This is a genomic window from Colwellia sp. MB3u-4, from assembly GCF_014077065.1.
Classification (GTDB): Bacteria; Pseudomonadota; Gammaproteobacteria; order Enterobacterales; family Alteromonadaceae; genus Cognaticolwellia.
On record NZ_JACGVE010000079.1, the window covers coordinates 192,972 to 210,504 of the forward strand.

Here is a 17,533-nt window from a genome sequence, read left to right on the forward strand (position 1 = left end):
GTCGCCTTCTGATAGAATGCGCGCCTCTAATCAATGAGAATATTCGATTTATGGTTTGGATAGATTATACCATTTTGGCTGTCATTGGCATTTCAGCTTTAATTAGCTTAGTGCGTGGCTTTGTCAAAGAAGCGGTTTCATTAATTGTCTGGATCAGCGCCTTTTTTGTCGCTAGCAGCTTCTATGTTAACTTGTCGACCCAACTCACCAATATTTCTGATCAACTGCTGCGTAACGCCGCCTCGATTACCATTTTATTTATCTCCACCTTAATATTAGGTGCGCTTATTAATTACATCATTGGTCAACTTGTTAGCAAAACCGGTTTGTCTGGTACCGATAGGGTACTGGGTATCGTATTCGGGGCGTTAAGAGGTGTATTAATTATAGCTGCGGTATTATTTTTTATGGATGCGTTTACGCCCGCGTCATCTAGAGCATGGTGGCAGAATTCACAATTAGTTCCAGAATTTACATTAATAGTTGAATGGTTTTTTGAGTATCTCAAACAATCATCAAGTTTTTTAGCTTAGTATTTAAACTTAGTTCGTCGGAGAAAAAATTCATGTGTGGTATTGTTGGTATTGTTGGTAAAACACCCGTTGTTACAGCTTTATATGATGGCTTAACGGTATTACAGCATCGTGGCCAAGACGCAGCAGGTATCGTGACTATTCACGATGATACCTTTAGATTGCGAAAAGGTAACGGTTTGGTGAAAGATGTTTTTCATACCCGCCATATGTTACGTCTGCAAGGTAATATGGGTATTGGCCATATTCGTTACCCAACGGCAGGAACATCAAGTTCATCAGAAGCGCAGCCATTTTATGCCAACTCACCTTTTGGTATTTCTCTAGCGCATAACGGCAATTTAACTAATGCCGAAGAGTTAAAGTTATGGCTTAACAGAGAAGCCCGTCGTCATGTCAATACGACATCTGACTCCGAATTATTATTAAATATTTTAGGTCACGAACTACAAAACTCAGAGCAACATACGTTAGACCCAAGTGATATTTTTAAAGCCGTAAGCAATGTTCACAAACGTGTACGTGGTGCCTATGCTACGGTTGCCTTGATTATTGGTTACGGTATGGTGGCATTTCGTGATCCTAATGGTATTCGTCCCTTGGTATTTGGTAAGCGCGAAACATCATCAGGTGTTGAATATATGGTGGCGTCTGAATCGGTAGCACTTGATGCTAACGAATTTGAGTTTGTGCGTGATGTTGCTCCTGGAGAAGCGATATTCTTTACTGAATCGGGTCAAATTCATAGCCAACAATGTGCTGAAAATCCATCATTTCATCCCTGTATTTTTGAATACGTCTATTTTGCTCGTCCTGACTCATCTATCGACAAAATTTCAGTTTACGGTTCTCGTGTTGAAATGGGTAAAAAGCTGGGTGATAAAATTGCCAAAGAATGGGATGACATCGATATTGACGTTGTTATTCCTATTCCAGAAACCTCTTGTGATACCGCATTAGAGATTGCCCGTCACCTTAATATTCCATATCGCCAAGGTTTTGTTAAAAATCGTTATATTGGCCGTACTTTTATTATGCCGGGACAAGAGCTGCGTAAAAAATCAGTACGTCGCAAGCTTAATGCTATTGGTACAGAGTTTTTAGGCAAAAATGTTTTGTTAGTTGATGACTCTATCGTACGTGGCACAACGTCAGGACAAATTATTGAGATGGCTCGTGCCGCCGGTGCTAAAAAAGTGTATTTTGCTTCAGCTGCACCAGAGATTCGTTTCCCTAACGTTTACGGCATTGACATGCCAAGTGCTAATGAGTTAATTGCTCATGGTCGTGAACTGGACGATATCTGCGAGCTTATCGGTGCAGATAAACTGATTTTTCAAACACTAGAAGATTTGGTTGCGGCTGTTTCAATACAAAATCCAGATATTACTGAATTTGAAACCTCAGTTTTTAATGGCGAATATGTCACTAAGGACATAGATCAAAGCTATTTAGACCGATTAGACGCTTTGCGCAATAACGACACTAAAGAAACCTCTGATAAAAATGCTGACTCAATTATTGATATGCATAATGAAGGTTCAGAATAATTACCTAAATGTTAAATTTTTGATATTAAAAAACCGCTAATTAAGCGGTTTTTTTATGTTCAAGAAAAAGGGTATGTCGTGATCACATAGCTGTGAACGCACGGCGCGGTAATTTTGTGTTGTTAGCTAATATATTCAACGCCTAAGCCAGAACTAAAAACGATAGCACTTGCTGCCATGAGCGCCACAATCAGTACTAGACCACAAGTTACAACAGAGCTTGAATAAATAAAGCCTTTTTCTTCAGGTATATTCATCATAATGGGTACACCTGAGTAAAGCAGATATACCGAGTAACACAGCGCGGCTAACCCGGCCAGAGTTACAAACCAAAGCACTGGAAATAGCGCAGCTAAACCCACCATCAATAAAGGTGTTGCTGCATAGGCGGCTAGCTCTAATGACTGGGTGAAGTTTGGTGTTGAATCAAAGGTTTTTGCCATCCATTGAATTAAAACGGCTAGGGAAAGTACACCTATAATTAAACCAATATACATAGCGATTGACATAAAGATTGCGTTTGATTCAGTCAATCGAATCGGATCGCCAGCGCCTATTGCCCAGCCAATATGTGCAGTAGCATAATAACCACAAATGGCGGGAATTAAGGCTATAGTGAGAATATGCACCATAGAATAGGTTAAGCTCTCGTGACGTTTCTCAATGGTTTGCCATTCTTTTTTAGGTGCAGTATAAAGCCCCCAGATATGATTTAAGATCATGTTATGTACCTCTCTCTGTACTGTAGCCCAAAATATTGCAGATATAAGTAAAAATCTGCGACCTGACTTTAAATCAACGTTATTTTTTTTATTGTTGATATGCTATTTATGTAAGATGAAGAGGGATTCGTCAAGGCTTGTTTGATATTTAGACGTAAATATATTTCTTTAGCCATCTATCAGTCTGCTAATTTGGCTTTTAGACAAAAAATGACTAGCAGACTTTAATTAGCAGACTTTAATGCGCACAATCTTCATGACTTCAAGTTCAAAACCTGCAACCGTTTCTTTAGTGGCATAATAGGTAATATTGACCTGTTGGTTGTGTAACGACTTATAAAGTTTTTTTCTACGATACTTAAAAGGTACATCAATACCCTTTAGCATAATGGTATTTAGGTACCAATGGTCAACTTCACGCTGCACATGTGAGAGCACAGTTTTTTGCTCACTATGAGTAAGTGCCTGGTGTTTCTTTGTTAGTGATTCAGCGTCAGTTTTTTTCATTGTGGTATTCACTATGTTTTTGTTAAAAATAAGTTCGTCTGGTTAACTTGTTAAGGAAATATTATAACAAATAGTGCCACTTTATTTTAGCTAATTGCTGACTTTTAACGCTATATTTGAATAGTTATTAGTAAAAATGAATTATTATTGAGTTATTTAAACGTCGATAATTGATTAATTCCAAAGCAAAGTTACTCTTTATTGCCATAGCTGGCAGGTAAGTTGTTGCGAAAATCGTTTATCAAGATAGCCGGGCGTTGAGCTATAAGCTGTGGTGAGTAGCAGCTTAGTAAAAACGATTAAACTGCTGAAAAATAATCAGTTAAAATTAATAGCCATTAATATCTGACGATCAAACAATAAATAAGCAAACATAATGGTGTTAATAATATAACTGTCAAGGTAAAATTAACGCTATTGTGGTAACCGTTATTTTATGTGGTCTAGTAAAAGGTAATTGAAGGTTTATGGATTATTTTGAACAGTTAGGTGTTAGTAGAGTATCGACCACCTTAGAGATTAAAAAAGCTTATCGAAAACTCGCTAATAAATATCATCCAGACAGAAATGATAGTGTTGAAGCTAAAGAAAAATTTCAATTAATTCAGCAAGCTTATGATGTTATTGCGGATCCAAAAAAACGATCTTTATATTTAAAAAATAACTATACCGTTATCACTGATCCTCGAGAAATTGCTGACTCCTTTTGGCAAAGCGCTTTAAGTTAGTAGTTATTAAGCTTTACATGAGTTTCTCAATTAGCCTCTCCATTAGGAAATAAAGAATGTCATCAGAAACCAATATTCCTGATTATTTAACCGATGATTTTTCTCTGTACTTAGAGAATATGACCTCGTTAGCTGATCCTGAAAATCCTGACTTATTATCAAACTATGTCGCGACGCTCTTCGTACAATTAAAGCAAATGCCATTATTATTTACTGGCATGGTTGATCAATTAGCGATGGCGATATCAACTAAAATTAAAATTGACAGTAAAAGCCTAGAAAAAATTTGTTTTACCCCTGAGCCGTCATGGGATGAAGTAAAACCTTTTGTTGGAGTACACACAGATGCTCGAACTTGTATTACTGAGATAATGACGCATGCAGAACAAGACCTAAAAATTGCTGTTTTATTGATTCATTTTTATAACCGCTATGATGCGACACCTTTAAGAACGCAAGTAGACGAAGACGATCAAGTCACAGATGATGAATATAATGACTATGATGAGAATTACTAAGGCGATAAACAATAGATTTTATAAAATTTGCATTGAACAAAATAAAAATTTTATTCATTACTCAATAGATATAAGTTTTAAGGAATGACCTTGACAAAAAATGCATTAATTCTTGCTAGCGACATTATTGAACAAGCACAACTGAGTGGTCGACGTGCTGGCACCTCACTAGAAGCGATTGCCTCTGAACAAGGCGATGAGAAAATGCTTGCGGTACTAACAGAGATGGATATTTTAACCGTAGCTAAAATTGTGCGAGAGCATGATGCCACCATACCTTCTATTGCCACCTGGTTAATGGATGCAGATTCAATTAAACAACTATTAAACGTTGAACCCTCATACTGGCAAAATATCGATGAAGACCATGTGTTTTGTGCGCAAACAGAAGCACACAGCTTATTAACACAAATATTTCTCTCCTCTGATGATGAAGAAAAACAATTAGAAGTATTAAAAGCTATTGTGGAAGACGATTTTGGTCTTTTATATTTGTCGTTACCCTTTATCGGTCACGATTTTTCTGAATTAGAAGAAGATGAAGAACAAACATCAGGCAGCCTTGAAGAACTGTTAATGAAAATAAAAACACTAAGCGAGGAAGCTTATCGTGAAGTGATGACAGTTAGCAGCAATGGTACACTTGAGAATATTGAAAACTCGCTAAAACAAAATGCCAATAAACATCGCGTTACAGCCCTTGAAATGGACACCGACGATATGTTCGCGCCACTGTAATGTATAAATATTGTATTTAGAGCCTGTTGACTATTGAAGATTGAAGATTGAACTTCAGCTTTGGACAACAAAAACCCATCAATTAGAGATTGAAAATATTGTTGGGTTGCTCTAATAAACAATGAAAAATTTAAGCTTAAGCTTTTTAAACTATCTGCAAAGGCTCGGGGCTATTTACCCGGCTAACGTTGTTTGTCGTTTACCTAGCATAATCAAGAGAGATTCTTTATTGTTTGGCATAAAACAAGCGCCAGCAGAGATAAAGACAAAAGCTTAAGCCAAGCTCACCAATAGCAACCGCTTTAATTGATTGGGATCCATCAATGACCATTGCAAAGTTAAGAAATCATCCTTTTTTACTTTTAGTATTAAAAGATGGTGAAAATGACGGCTATTTTACCGCCGAATTTATCCGTAAAACCAAACAACAATTAATTGATATGTCGTTGAGGATAGCCTCTGATAATCTCTCAATAATTTATGCCGATCAAATAAAAAAAGGCTGTGAAATTGTATTAGGCATGAGTAACTTAGGTTTATTAGAACTTTGTGATAACGATACTGAGCAAGCAAAGGCGATACTAAAAACCCATGGTGTCGTTTACTGCTTTAGGGCCGGCTGGGCAAAGTATGCTCAGTTAAAAACCATATCAGCGTCATATTTCGACAGTATTTCTATTTTTTCCTATGCTTTAGCGATTAATGACACCTCAGATATTCGCCTTATGCATGCCGCGTTAGTGAATGAAGGCTATCAAAGTGCTAAGCTTTTACAAGTCTATAAAACTATTGCTGCGAGCTATTGCGCTAGCACCATACTCATTGATAGTGATGAAGAGGTATTGAAATTTGAATTACAACGATTTCTTAACAGCGCTATTGCATTATTACTGATCGATTCTGATAAAAAGACCTTTACCCATAGCTTATATCAACAGTTAACGACTTACCTTTTGAGTACAGAAAAAGAGCGAGTGCTGATTAAAATAGAGTCTTGTATTCTTAGCTTTACTGAAAAGTTATCACTATTAACCAAAAGTGATCTTCAAGCGCTAGCTTTATTGGATTTTACTGAACTCAAGGGTATTATTCACCAGCAAGAAAATATCGCTGTTTATATACAAGAAATATTAGAGCTACCTATCACTGTTGCCAATGAGTTGAATGGTGACTTTGATGGCGGTTACGACTTTCATGCTGATGATGAAGACGATATTGCCTACTTAAGACCAGATGCCTCATCACATCAGTAGGTATTTGAGCGATTTTTTTTAAAATTAGTTATACTCGTCGATATTAAATTTGTATATATAACAGGTCACTTGCAGTAATGATAAAACCAATTCTTTTTCATACTATTTATCCACATAAAACAAGTAAAGAATGGGTGGTTTTTGTCCATGGAGCTGGTGGTAGTTCTGCGGTATGGTTTCGTCAGATCAGAGCGTTCCAACAGCAGCATAATGTGCTCTTGTTGGACCTTAGAGGCCATGGAAAATCAAATCAGTTAGTCAAAAGCTTTGTCGGCAGTCATTATTCTTTTAATAAAGTCTCTGAAGATATTATTGATGTCTTAGATCATAATAATATTGCTTGTGCACATTTTGTTGGCATTTCGTTAGGCACTATTATCATTCGTAACATAGCTGAAATTGCACCAACGTACGTATCAAGTATGGTTTTAGGTGGTGCTATTACACGTTTTAACGTGCGCAGTAATATTTTAGTTTATTTGGGCAATACCTTTAAACATTGCTTACCCTATATGTGGTTGTACCGTTTATTTGCTTTTATTATGATGCCGAAAAAACGCCATAAAGAATCTCGTCATTTATTTGTTCGCGAAGCTAAGCGTTTGTGCCAGAAAGAATTTATTCGTTGGTTCAAATTAGCCATGGATGTTAACCCTTTAATGCGCTACTTCAAAGAGAAGGAAATCGACATACCTATTCTTTATATTATGGGTAAAGAAGACCATATGTTTCTAGAGCCGGTAAAAGAGATGGTTAAGCGACACAAAAATAGTTTATTACATACCATTCATCAATGCGGCCATGTCTGTAATGTTGAGAGCCCAGATGTGTTTAATAAACACTCTTTAGATTTTATAGCGCAGCAAAGTTAGTGGTAGTTTATCTATTTACAGAACAATGAATGATAGTTCCCATTAATTTATCGAAATAAAAATACCTAAGCTCCGACAAACGTTAAACAAGAAACTTGGCAGAACAATTCCTTAATCACCTCTAAAGCGAATAAAATTTGTGTAGATTAGTATTTTTCTTGGTTAAAAAGTTAAAGTAATGGTGGATAGTGTGCAGCCTAAAAGTCTTGTTGTGCAGAGCAATTTATAAATATAACAATTAAAAATTGCTATTATCTAAACAGGTAAAAATTTAAGCGCCTAATTAGCAGAAGATACTGTTTTAATTGTAAATTATTAGTTTAAAAATCCAACAAGTGTTACAGTTTGTTAATACAAAGGTGATAACGTTTATAACTGTTGAACCTATAGCTGCAAACAGGAAAAATTCTTGCGCTTATTTCTTAAGTTAATCGTTATTTTAAATATTTATTTTTCTTTCCCCGTATTTGCTCAACTCAGCTCTGCCGAGCTATTCAATCAAATATCATTAAGACAAGACTTTTATAACGATTGCTTATTTGATGATTTAGAAGCTCAAATTGATGCCAATCTAAAAAGATCTGACGAATTTAGTATTGATAACCAAGCGATACTGCTTTATTCCAAAGCGACTCAACATATGTGTCGAAATGAATTTAAATTGGCAGACAATACCTTTAAAAAATTAATTAATTTACCCGAAAATAAAATTAACAAAAACTATTATATGGCGGCACTGCTAGAATTAGGGGTAAATGTAGCCATTAGTCAATCAGGAGACGAATGCCAATATATAAATTTGGCTTTTAAAAAAATTATAGATGAGACGCATCATAATATAAAGTTTTTAATACAAAGGTGGCATATCTCTTATTGTGAAGGTAATCAGCCAGTTATCATACTTCGTAAATTATACCAATTATTAAAAACCTTAGAACAGAACAATTATCTGCATCTTAAGACTGGTGTTTTGCATGAAATAGCAAATCAGTTTGCCAATATTGGACAAGCATCAACAGCGGCCAAAATCAGAGATGAAGCGATTAATTTAACGATTAAACTTAACCCGGAAGGGATAAATGTCGAAGATTACTTTAATTTAACTAAGGACTATATTGACGCAGGGGACATTGTTAATGCAGAGCAGAGCCTCGATAATTTCTTGTCGATATCTCATAAGCAAAAAGATGATAGCTATCTGACCAAGCTAAAATTAATACTCACCACGACGTTAGCTTATGAGAAACAAGACTTTATTACCATGAAGAGTGCAACAGATGAGATGTATACTTTATTTAATGATGTCGACAATAGTTTTAACTCTAACAAAATGAATATATTACGCGTGATCGCTTGTTACGAAACCAAAGGTGCGGATTGTGTAGATGCATTTATGAGCAACATCGAACAACATTTAAATCATCCCATAGATGGAAAAAACACTTGGTTGATAAAGTTTTTAGTCACTTATTATATTGAAAATGAACAGTTGGAACAGGCGCAATATTTTTTTGAATTATATACACAAGAGACTAAGATAAAGCTTATTGAGCAACAAAGCTCAGCCCAAGTATTAGGCGTTGCTCAACTCAACCAAAATATTGTTGAAATGAACTTAAGGTTAGCCCAGAACAATCTAAAAACAAGCAGAATTACAATCTATATTATTGCTTTTATAGCATTTATCACCATTTTTATAGCAGTGTTGTTTTGGCATTTAAGTAAGCGCCACAAGTACCTTTCTGAAACGGACACCTTAACTAACATTGCCAATCGCCGGGCTATATTTAAAGCATTAACCCTTTTAGAAATGCCTGCAAAAGACTTGATTCATGCAATCGTAATGTTCGATTTAGATAACTTTAAAAACATTAATGACACTTATGGCCACACCGTTGGTGATTTAGCTTTACAACATATCGTTAAGCAAGTTAAACAAAATATCCGTAAAAATGATGTGTTTGGACGTATTGGCGGAGAAGAGTTTTTAATTTGTTTGAAAAATATGGATGCAGAATTAGCCAGAAATATGATTGAAAGAATGAGAAAGTCGTTTGAGTCTTCAACCATTATTTTAGAAGATGGCACCGAGCTTTCTATCACGGCTAGCTTTTCTCTATATTTATTAGATAAGCCAATAGCTTCGTTCGAGTCAATTTATCAGCATTTGGATGCAGGACTCTACGAGGCGAAAAAATTAGGACGCAATGTGATCATAGAAGTGTAAGGAAATTAATTGAGAAAAATCTTACTTACTCGAGTGATTGACGGCAAGCAAAGTAAATAAATTCAACCTTATCTATAGTATAGCAAGTGATATGGCAGTTATAATGGCGATACTAATCACTGTTGTATCTGCTATGAATACTGAAAAATTGTTAAGCCCAATCAAGTCATTCTTAAAATGTGAAACACCACAAGCATGGCTTGATGAAGCGGCGAAAAAAGAAAACTTATCGATTCTGTTAATTGATCACCTGATATGCGAGCTTAAAGCCGCACAATCTGCGATGTTTTTCATCCGAAAATATGTGGTTGATAAAGCCAGTGGTGATGCACTATTAGCTTGGTTACAACCTTTTGAAACCCTAATATACAAGCGAGAAGGTGATTGGCGTTCATTAGCAACTAAAAATAAACTGACAAAATCAGTGATCCCAAAAGCAAATTCTCCTTATGGGCAAAGTTTGATTGATAAAATGGTCTTGTTAATAAAAGAAGAGCTGCATCACTTTTATCAGGTCTTAGAAATTATGGCTGAATACGGTGTTGAATATCGTAGTATTACCCCATGTCGCTATGCTAAAGGCATGTTAAAGCACGTTAAAACCTTCGAACCTGATGCACTTATCGACAAATTAATTGTTGGTGCTTATATTGAAGCAAGATCTTGTGAACGTTTTGCTATGTTGGCGCCATTAGTTGATAAGCGCTTGGGCGACTTTTATAACTCTTTACTTCGTTCTGAAGCACGACATTATCAAGACTACCTAACACTGGCAAAAGAAATCTCAGGCCCAGAACAAAGTGACAAAGTGGATAGTCGTATTGCTTACTTTGCTGAGGTAGAAAGCCAATTAATCATCAGCCCAGATAATGATTTTAAATTTCATAGCGGTGCACCATCATTTTAACGGCGAAAACCACCTTAGCTGTTTAACTTGCTCAATAATAACTCAAGGCAATCGTTACCGAAAAAATCCCATCTATTACAGTGAATAATTAAAACCCTATTACCCTATTATATATTTTCGGTTGTAGGGTTTATACCTACCCAATAATGAATAATGTCGGATAAAATTTTTAATTATCAGCATAACTCGCTAAACTGCTAACAGGCGTTTTAATGCGCTGCCTATGAATATGATATTTATATAAAATACAATAATAAGGAAAATAATTGATGCGCACTATAATTGCATTAGTTGGAGCTGTGGCCTGTTTATCTGCCTGCCAACCTAATAGTTCAACACCAAAGTCCATTCAAGCACCGACCGAAGTGTCGGTAATTCAACCGGTTGAAAAAAATAAACTTAGCGAGTCGCAACGATTAAATGAATGGTTTGCGGTTAAATATGAAGAGCAGCTGCAAAGCAACCCAATCATGTTGACGTTTTTAGGGCGAAAAGAGCAGTACGATCAAATCAATGATATGACTGAAGCTTTTGAGCAAAAGCAATTGGCATGGCAAGCGGCAACGGTTGCTGAGTTAAGCGCTAATTTTGATTACAACAAATTAACCGCCGAGGCTAAAATATCATACGATATTTGGCTTTATCAGTATGAACAAGCTAAAGCCGGCCAAAAGTTTAACAATAACAATTATATCTTTACTCAATTCAATGGCATTCAAGCCTTTGCCGCGCAGTTTTTAATTAACTTTCATCGTGTTGATGAGTTAAGCGATATGCAGGCATATATCAAACGTATTGGCGGTATTAGTACGGCAATTAGTCAATTATTGCTGCGAGCAAAAGAAAATGCTGCGTTAGGTACACGGCCACCAAAATTTGCTTACGAAGGTGTTATTGAACAGGCAGGTAATTTGATTACGGGTCGTCCATTTTCAAATGCAAAAAGCGTAAGTGATTCGCCACTTTGGCTAGATGCTCAGAAAAAAATTAAAACGCTAGCTGACGCTAAAAAAATTACGGCAGCACAAGCAAAAACTTTAGAGTCAGACGCTAAAAAGCAACTGCTTGAAGCCTTTTTACCAAGTTACCAAGCGTTAATTGCCTGGTTTGAAAGTGATATAGTCAACACAGTGAGTAACCCAACAGGCGTTTCATCTCAAAAAAATGGTCAAGCATTTTATAATTATATGATTGGCGCTTCAACAACCACTGAATTATCTGCTGATGAAATTTATGACATTGGTGTTAAAGAAGTCGCGCGTATCACCGATGAGATGATCGCGATTAAAGACCGTGTTGGTTTTGAAGGCGACTTACCCGCGTTTTTCAATTTTATTAAAACGGATGAACAATTTTTTTATCCAAATACTGACGAAGGCCGACAAGGTTATATTAGTGATACTGAAGCTTATTTAGGTTTTATTAATGAGCAACTACCACAATACTTTGGCCTGTTGCCAAAGGCTGATTTAGTGGTTAAGCGCGTAGAAGCCTTTAGAGAACAAGATGGCGCCGCTCAACATTATAACCCAGGTACGCCAGACGGTAGTCGTTCAGGGGTTTATTATGCGCATTTATCTGATATGTCAGCCATGCCAAAAAATGAAATGGAAGGCGTGGCTTACCATGAAGGTAATCCGGGCCATCATATGCAAATTTCCATCGCACAAGAGCTAACATCAGTGCCACAGTTTCGTCGACAAGCTAACTTTACTGCCTATAGCGAAGGTTGGGGTTTATATGCTGAATTGCTAGCGAAAGAGATGGGCGCTTATCAAGATGACTTTTCTGATTTTGGTCGATTGGTGAATGAAATGTGGCGCGCCGTTCGTTTGGTGGTTGATACCGGTTTACATGCAAAAGGCTGGACTGAAGCGCAAGCTATTGCTTACTTTAAAGAAAAAACACCTATTGCTGAAGAAGCTATTGTTTCTGAAGTGCGTCGATATTTAGTGCTACCAGGTCAAGCAACTGCCTATAAAATTGGCATGCTGAAAATATTAGCCTTACGTGAAAATGCTCAACAAATACTCGGTGATCGTTTTGACATTCGAGGCTTCCACGATACCGTGCTTGGTGGCGGTGCTATGCCATTAGCGATATTAGAGCGAAGAGTGAATGACTGGGTAAGTAGCCAAATGCCTAAGTCGTGATCAACCCTAGGTAGTTATTAGCTTTATTAATGAAGTGCCTGAATAAAAGTGCCTGGGTGAAAATTCAGGCACTTTTTTATATTCAAGATGAATGGTATGCCAGGATCACAGGGCCGCTCTTAGCCATTGAGGTCATTGTGCCGGCATTAGGCTAATAACTTACATTCATGTAAAAATATGATGCCACGGCATTAATACTTCCATGGGCATCGATAGTGAAAGCGTGACGATATTTAGGGTAATAAGTAGAGTTAGACAGGGTGATTTTTTACTTAAATCACCGCTAGTAGGCTGATAAAATGTGCTCAGAAAAAGCGCTTATGACTTATTTAGCTCAAATGGGCTGTCCATTAATTCCATACTATCAGGCGTGACTTTAAGCCAAGCACCTTGTTCGTACCAATCACCCAGTACAATACGCTTTGCTGCTTTTTTGTTGGCTTTTATTTCATGTACCGCAGGTCTGTGCGTATGGCCGTGGATCAAAATCTGACTTTGGTATTGCTCTAAACACTGAACAACTTCGCTGGGCGTAACATCCATAATGTCTTGTGATTTCATCGCTGTGGCTGTCGCACTTTGGTCACGATAATTATTAGCAATTTTTCGTCGAACAAATAAAGGTAAGCTTTTGATTATCGCTTGCCACCACCAACTACGTGATTTTTTACGAAAAGCCTGATAGCTAACATCGCGAGTACAAAGGGTATCACCGTGCATAATAATCACAGGCTTACCATATAAGTCTATTAAGGTGACCTCGGGTAATAGTTGCATACCGGATTGCTTAGCAAAACGTTTACCTAATAAAAAATCACGATTACCATGAATAAAATAAATTTTACAACCAAGTGCTGAGAGTGCTTTTATCGCTTGAGATATGTCTAGAATAAAAAGGCTATCGTCATCGTCGCCAATCCAGTATTCGAATAAATCGCCTAAAATATATAATACTTGTGCTTTAGGTGCTTCGTTTTTTAAAAACGCTAAAAAACAGGCCGTTATATCGGGCCTGTTTTGCGCGAGATGTAAATCAGCAATAAAATAAGTTAAAGCTGATTTATTGCTCAAGTGAGAAATATCGCTCATGGCGTTAACGTGCGTATTTATACCTGTTCCACTTCAAGGTGCAGTTTAGAGCTTAGCTCGCTAGGGCAAACCGATAAAGGGTCATCTCCGGCGTTATGGATTTAGACAATAGAACAATTATTCTCTTCAATCCATGCCGGGTAGCTAGCTTTTTTCGATTTGCTGAAATCACATCTTAAAGTAAAACGGGTATAAGTATTACGCTACGATAGTTTCTTCAATTAGTATTTCTTCTTTTGGCACATCGTCATGATAGCCAGAACGACCGGTATCAACTAAAGTCATTTTGTCAACAATGTCCATACCTTCAACCACTTTAGCAAATACACAGTAACCCCAGCCTTGCACATCTTTACTTTTAAAGTTAAGGAAGTCGTTATCAGCTAAGTTAATAAAAAATTGTGCTGATGCTGAATGTGGGTCTTGGGTACGCGCCATAGCTAAAGTACCACGGGTATTGCTTAAACCATTATTTGCTTCGTTTTGAATTGATTCACGGCTGTCTTTTTCGTCCATACCTGATGCGAAACCACCGCCTTGCGCCATAAAACCTTTAATAACACGGTGAAAAACTGTGCCATTATAAAAGCCGTCTTCAGCGTATTGTTGGAAGTTTTTAGCGGTAACAGGTGCGTTATCAAAATCTAATTCAATTTTAATGTCGCCTAAGCTTGTTTTAAATGTGATCATTTTTTTACTCATAAATCTAAAGGAAATTTAACTGGCTAAATTGTAACTCAATAAAAGAAACATTTCTTGGCAAAATTCATCGTAAATTTATCAGAAAATTTCTCTGCAAATGAGCCAAGTTAATGATTCATACCCATACTTGGGGTACAATTGCGATAATTCCCGTTGTGGGGATAAGTGAATTTAATCACGTATTGATATTAGATAGGAAAAAGCGCCATTATGTTGCAGATTTATAATACCTTAAGCAGGAAAAAAGAAGTTTTTAAGCCGATCACTTCCAACAAGGTAGGTTTATATGTTTGCGGTATTACTATTTATGACCGATGTCATATCGGTCACGCCAGAACCTACGTTGCCTTTGATATTATTGCCCGTTACTTAAAGTATTTAGACTACGACTTAACGCATGTGCGTAATATTACTGACGTTGACGATAAAATTATCAAACGTGCTAATGAAAACGGTGAAAGCTGTGAAGCCTTAACCTTACGTATGACCGAGCAAATGTATCAAGACTTTGATGATCTTAATATTATGCGCCCAGATATTGCCCCAACGGTTACGGGTCATATGGTTGAGATCATTGCTTTGGTTGAACGCCTAATAGCGCGAAAAAATGCTTATGTTGCCAGTAATGGTGATGTGATGTTTGAAGTCAGTACCTATAAAGATTATGGCAAATTGAGTTTGCAAAATTTAGATATGCTGCAAGCGGGTTCTCGTGTTGATATTGATGAAGCAAAGCGTAGCCCATTAGATTTTGTGCTGTGGAAAATGGCTAAACCCGATGAGCCAAGTTGGGAGTCACCTTGGGGTAAAGGTCGTCCGGGTTGGCATATTGAATGTTCCGCGATGAATCTAAAGCATTTAGGTGAACATTTTGATATTCATGGTGGCGGCTCAGATTTACAATTTCCACACCATGAAAATGAAATAGCTCAATCTTGTTGTGCTCACGATACACCGTACGTTAATTACTGGATGCATGGCGGTATGGTGCAAATAAACAAAGAAAAGATGTCAAAATCTTTAAATAACTTTTTTACTTTGCGCAGCGTGCTTGATGCCTATGATGCAGAAAGTGTGCGTTTCTTTTTAACCTCGAGTCATTACCGTAGCCAGTTAAATTATTCACAGGATAACTTAACGCAGGCGCGTGCAAGTTTAGAGCGTATTTATACGGCGTTGCGTGACGTCACGCCCATTAAGGTCGAGTTAAAAGGCAACGCATATGTTCAACGTTTTGAAAAAGCGATGAATGATGACTTCAATTGTCCTGAAGCTATGCCAGTTTTATTTGAATTAGCGAAAGAAATCAATCGCATCAAAGCAACAGATATTGAAGCCGCCTCTAAACTGGCCTTTATTTTAGTTTCATTAGGTGCAGTATTAGGCGTTGCGCAAAATTCACCGGAAGATTTTTTACAAGGTGGGAATGGCGATAGCGATGAAGTGGCAGAAATTGAAGCTTTGATTAAACAACGTAATGACGCCCGTGCCAATAAAAATTGGGCAATGGCGGATGACGCACGCGATAAGCTAGCGGCATTGAATATTATTCTAGAAGATAGTGCGGGCGGTACAACCTGGCGTAAAGGCTAGAGTTACCTTAGTACAAGCGTATTATAAAGATAAAAGCCTGCAATAGCAGGCTTTTATGTACATGATGTACCGGCAGTTTTTTTCTAGACAAAAACTCAATACCTGCGTCCATGCAGGCAGTGTCATCAGCGCATTAATGCACCAGCGCTTACTTTGACAAATAACCAGACTATTTACTATGAAACTCTTCGCACGCAATAAGGGTGTTTTCTATTAAGCTAGCAACCGTCATTGGACCCACACCGCCTGGTACCGGCGTGATATAACCCGCATTTTCTTTTGCTTTAGCAAAGCCAACATCACCCACTAGCTTGCCGTTCTCTAAACGGTTAATACCCACATCAATAACAATAGCGCCTGCTTTTATCCATTCACCAGGAATAAATTCAGGTTTACCAACAGCTACCACTAATAAATCAGCATTTCTTACTTTTGTTTCTAGGTCTTTGGTAAATCTATGGGTGGTGGTAACCGTACAACCGGCGAGTAATAACTCTAGTGTCATAGGGCGACCAACAATGTTTGATGCACCGACCACAACAGCCTCTAAGCCGTGAGGTTCTACGCCAGTTGAGGCGATTAATTTTATAATACCTTTTGGCGTACAAGGACGAAGTCCAGGTTGGCGTAAGGCTAATTTACCCACATTGTTTGGATGAAAGCCATCAACATCTTTTAATGGATTAATATGCTCAATAATTAAATTGGCATCTAAGCCTGCAGGTAAGGGCAGTTGAACAAGAATGCCGTCTATTGCATTATCGTTATTTAACTCATCAATTAAGTTGAACAGTTGCTCTTGAGATGTTGTTAAAGGCAAGTCATAAGAACGTGATACAAAGCCAACTTCTTCACAGGCTTTTCTTTTACTACCAACATAAACTTGAGAGGCGGGATCTGAACCGACCAAAATCACGGCTAATCCGGGAACACGCAGACCATTTTTTATGCGTTGTTGTACTTTATCTTTAACAGAAAGGCGTAGTTGTTGGGCGATCAACTTACCGTCAATAAGAGCTGCAGTCATAATTCTTCACAAAAGGCTAAAAAACGTGGTTATTTTCGCATAATAGAAAAGCTATTTGTAGAAAATAAATGCATAGCGTGTCGAAATAATTATTTATTGATAAATAATGGTGATATTTTTATTTTATTAGCCAATATCAGTGGTATTTTAATCAAGATGCTGTAAAAGTGAGCGAACGAACATTTATTTAAAAAAAGTGTTTGACGGACAAGGGGCAACTAGGTAATATCCGCATCCGTTGAGAGAGCAAGCTCTTTTAACATACGTCGGTGATTAGCGCAGCTTGGTAGCGCACTTGGTTTGGGTCCAAGGGGTCGCAAGTTCGAATCTTGCATCACCGACCATTTTTTTATTTTCAATGTTTTTATTTTAAAATAAAAAAAGACAAGTTTTATACCTAATGAAGCTTGTTTA

General features: G+C 37.2%; 16 protein-coding genes and 1 tRNA gene. 12 read left to right on the plus strand and 5 right to left on the minus strand.

Translation table 11 applies throughout. The annotated features are described in order from the left end of the window. Window positions 1-50: 50 nt before the first annotated feature. On the plus strand, window positions 51-533 hold the full coding sequence (locus tag H4J61_RS10360; protein ID WP_182137008.1) for a CvpA family protein: 483 nt from the start codon (window positions 51-53) through the stop codon (window positions 531-533). 32 nt (window positions 534-565) lie between these two features. After that, the gene (gene purF, locus H4J61_RS10365) at window positions 566-2,083 is read left to right on the plus strand and encodes an amidophosphoribosyltransferase (protein ID WP_182184994.1); all 1,518 of its coding nucleotides are present in this window, start codon (window positions 566-568) and stop codon (window positions 2,081-2,083) included. A 122-nt stretch (window positions 2,084-2,205) separates the two neighbouring features. Here the strand turns inward: purF and H4J61_RS10370 are convergent, their stop codons facing one another. Together H4J61_RS10370 and H4J61_RS10375 are read right to left on the minus strand one after the other, a co-directional pair. Next, window positions 2,206-2,805 carry a Yip1 family protein gene (locus H4J61_RS10370; RefSeq protein WP_182137006.1) on the minus strand — a complete coding sequence of 200 codons (600 nt, stop codon included), beginning with the start codon at window positions 2,803-2,805 and terminating at the stop codon, window positions 2,206-2,208. 228 nt (window positions 2,806-3,033) lie between these two features. After that, window positions 3,034-3,312: a hypothetical protein gene (locus tag H4J61_RS10375; protein WP_182184995.1), complete on the minus strand. Its 279-nt coding sequence runs from the start codon at window positions 3,310-3,312 to the stop codon at window positions 3,034-3,036. Between the two features lie 467 nt (window positions 3,313-3,779). Here H4J61_RS10375 and H4J61_RS10380 point away from each other — a divergent pair, with 467 nt between their 5' ends. The 8 genes from H4J61_RS10380 to H4J61_RS10415 all read left to right on the plus strand — a co-directional run bounded on the left by H4J61_RS10380 (window position 3,780) and on the right by H4J61_RS10415 (window position 12,708). Further along, window positions 3,780-4,040 (plus strand): DnaJ domain-containing protein, encoded by a 261-nt coding sequence (locus H4J61_RS10380; protein WP_182137004.1) that lies wholly within the window; start codon window positions 3,780-3,782, stop codon window positions 4,038-4,040. Window positions 4,041-4,096: 56 nt separating this feature from the next. Next, window positions 4,097-4,558, plus strand: a complete 462-nt coding sequence (locus H4J61_RS10385) for a hypothetical protein (RefSeq protein ID WP_182184996.1) — start codon at window positions 4,097-4,099, stop codon at window positions 4,556-4,558. Between the two features lie 84 nt (window positions 4,559-4,642). Further along, window positions 4,643-5,296 (plus strand): hypothetical protein, encoded by a 654-nt coding sequence (locus H4J61_RS10390; protein WP_259363249.1) that lies wholly within the window; start codon window positions 4,643-4,645, stop codon window positions 5,294-5,296. A 323-nt stretch (window positions 5,297-5,619) separates the two neighbouring features. Beyond that, window positions 5,620-6,549: a DUF6178 family protein gene (locus tag H4J61_RS10395; RefSeq protein WP_182184997.1), complete on the plus strand. Its 930-nt coding sequence runs from the start codon at window positions 5,620-5,622 to the stop codon at window positions 6,547-6,549. A gap of 77 nt (window positions 6,550-6,626) precedes the next feature. Beyond that, on the plus strand, window positions 6,627-7,421 hold the full coding sequence (locus H4J61_RS10400; RefSeq protein ID WP_182184998.1) for an alpha/beta fold hydrolase: 795 nt from the start codon (window positions 6,627-6,629) through the stop codon (window positions 7,419-7,421). A gap of 409 nt (window positions 7,422-7,830) precedes the next feature. Continuing rightward, the gene (locus tag H4J61_RS10405) at window positions 7,831-9,648 is read left to right on the plus strand and encodes a GGDEF domain-containing protein (protein ID WP_182184999.1); all 1,818 of its coding nucleotides are present in this window, start codon (window positions 7,831-7,833) and stop codon (window positions 9,646-9,648) included. A 133-nt stretch (window positions 9,649-9,781) separates the two neighbouring features. Continuing rightward, on the plus strand, window positions 9,782-10,555 hold the full coding sequence (locus H4J61_RS10410) for a tRNA isopentenyl-2-thiomethyl-A-37 hydroxylase MiaE (RefSeq protein WP_182185213.1): 774 nt from the start codon (window positions 9,782-9,784) through the stop codon (window positions 10,553-10,555). A 269-nt stretch (window positions 10,556-10,824) separates the two neighbouring features. Beyond that, the gene (locus tag H4J61_RS10415) at window positions 10,825-12,708 is read left to right on the plus strand and encodes a DUF885 family protein (RefSeq protein ID WP_182185000.1); all 1,884 of its coding nucleotides are present in this window, start codon (window positions 10,825-10,827) and stop codon (window positions 12,706-12,708) included. A gap of 318 nt (window positions 12,709-13,026) precedes the next feature. Here the strand turns inward: H4J61_RS10415 and H4J61_RS10420 are convergent, their stop codons facing one another. Both H4J61_RS10420 and H4J61_RS10425 read right to left on the minus strand, forming a co-directional pair. After that, on the minus strand, window positions 13,027-13,797 hold the full coding sequence (locus tag H4J61_RS10420) for a UDP-2,3-diacylglucosamine diphosphatase (protein WP_182185001.1): 771 nt from the start codon (window positions 13,795-13,797) through the stop codon (window positions 13,027-13,029). Between the two features lie 198 nt (window positions 13,798-13,995). Next, complete coding sequence (locus H4J61_RS10425; RefSeq protein ID WP_182136996.1) at window positions 13,996-14,487, minus strand: peptidylprolyl isomerase; 492 nt, start codon at window positions 14,485-14,487, stop codon at window positions 13,996-13,998. Window positions 14,488-14,709: 222 nt separating this feature from the next. Here H4J61_RS10425 and cysS point away from each other — a divergent pair, with 222 nt between their 5' ends. Beyond that, window positions 14,710-16,092 carry a cysteine--tRNA ligase gene (cysS, locus tag H4J61_RS10430; protein ID WP_182136995.1) on the plus strand — a complete coding sequence of 461 codons (1,383 nt, stop codon included), beginning with the start codon at window positions 14,710-14,712 and terminating at the stop codon, window positions 16,090-16,092. Between the two features lie 169 nt (window positions 16,093-16,261). Here the strand turns inward: cysS and folD are convergent, their stop codons facing one another. Continuing rightward, entirely contained in the window at window positions 16,262-17,119 is an 858-nt protein-coding gene (gene folD / locus H4J61_RS10435; RefSeq protein WP_182185002.1) for a bifunctional methylenetetrahydrofolate dehydrogenase/methenyltetrahydrofolate cyclohydrolase FolD, read from the minus strand. 267 nt (window positions 17,120-17,386) lie between these two features. On the opposite strand from folD, the gene H4J61_RS10440 reads away from it, so the two are divergent. After that, window positions 17,387-17,463 (plus strand) — tRNA-Pro (locus tag H4J61_RS10440). Window positions 17,464-17,533 lie beyond the last annotated feature (70 nt).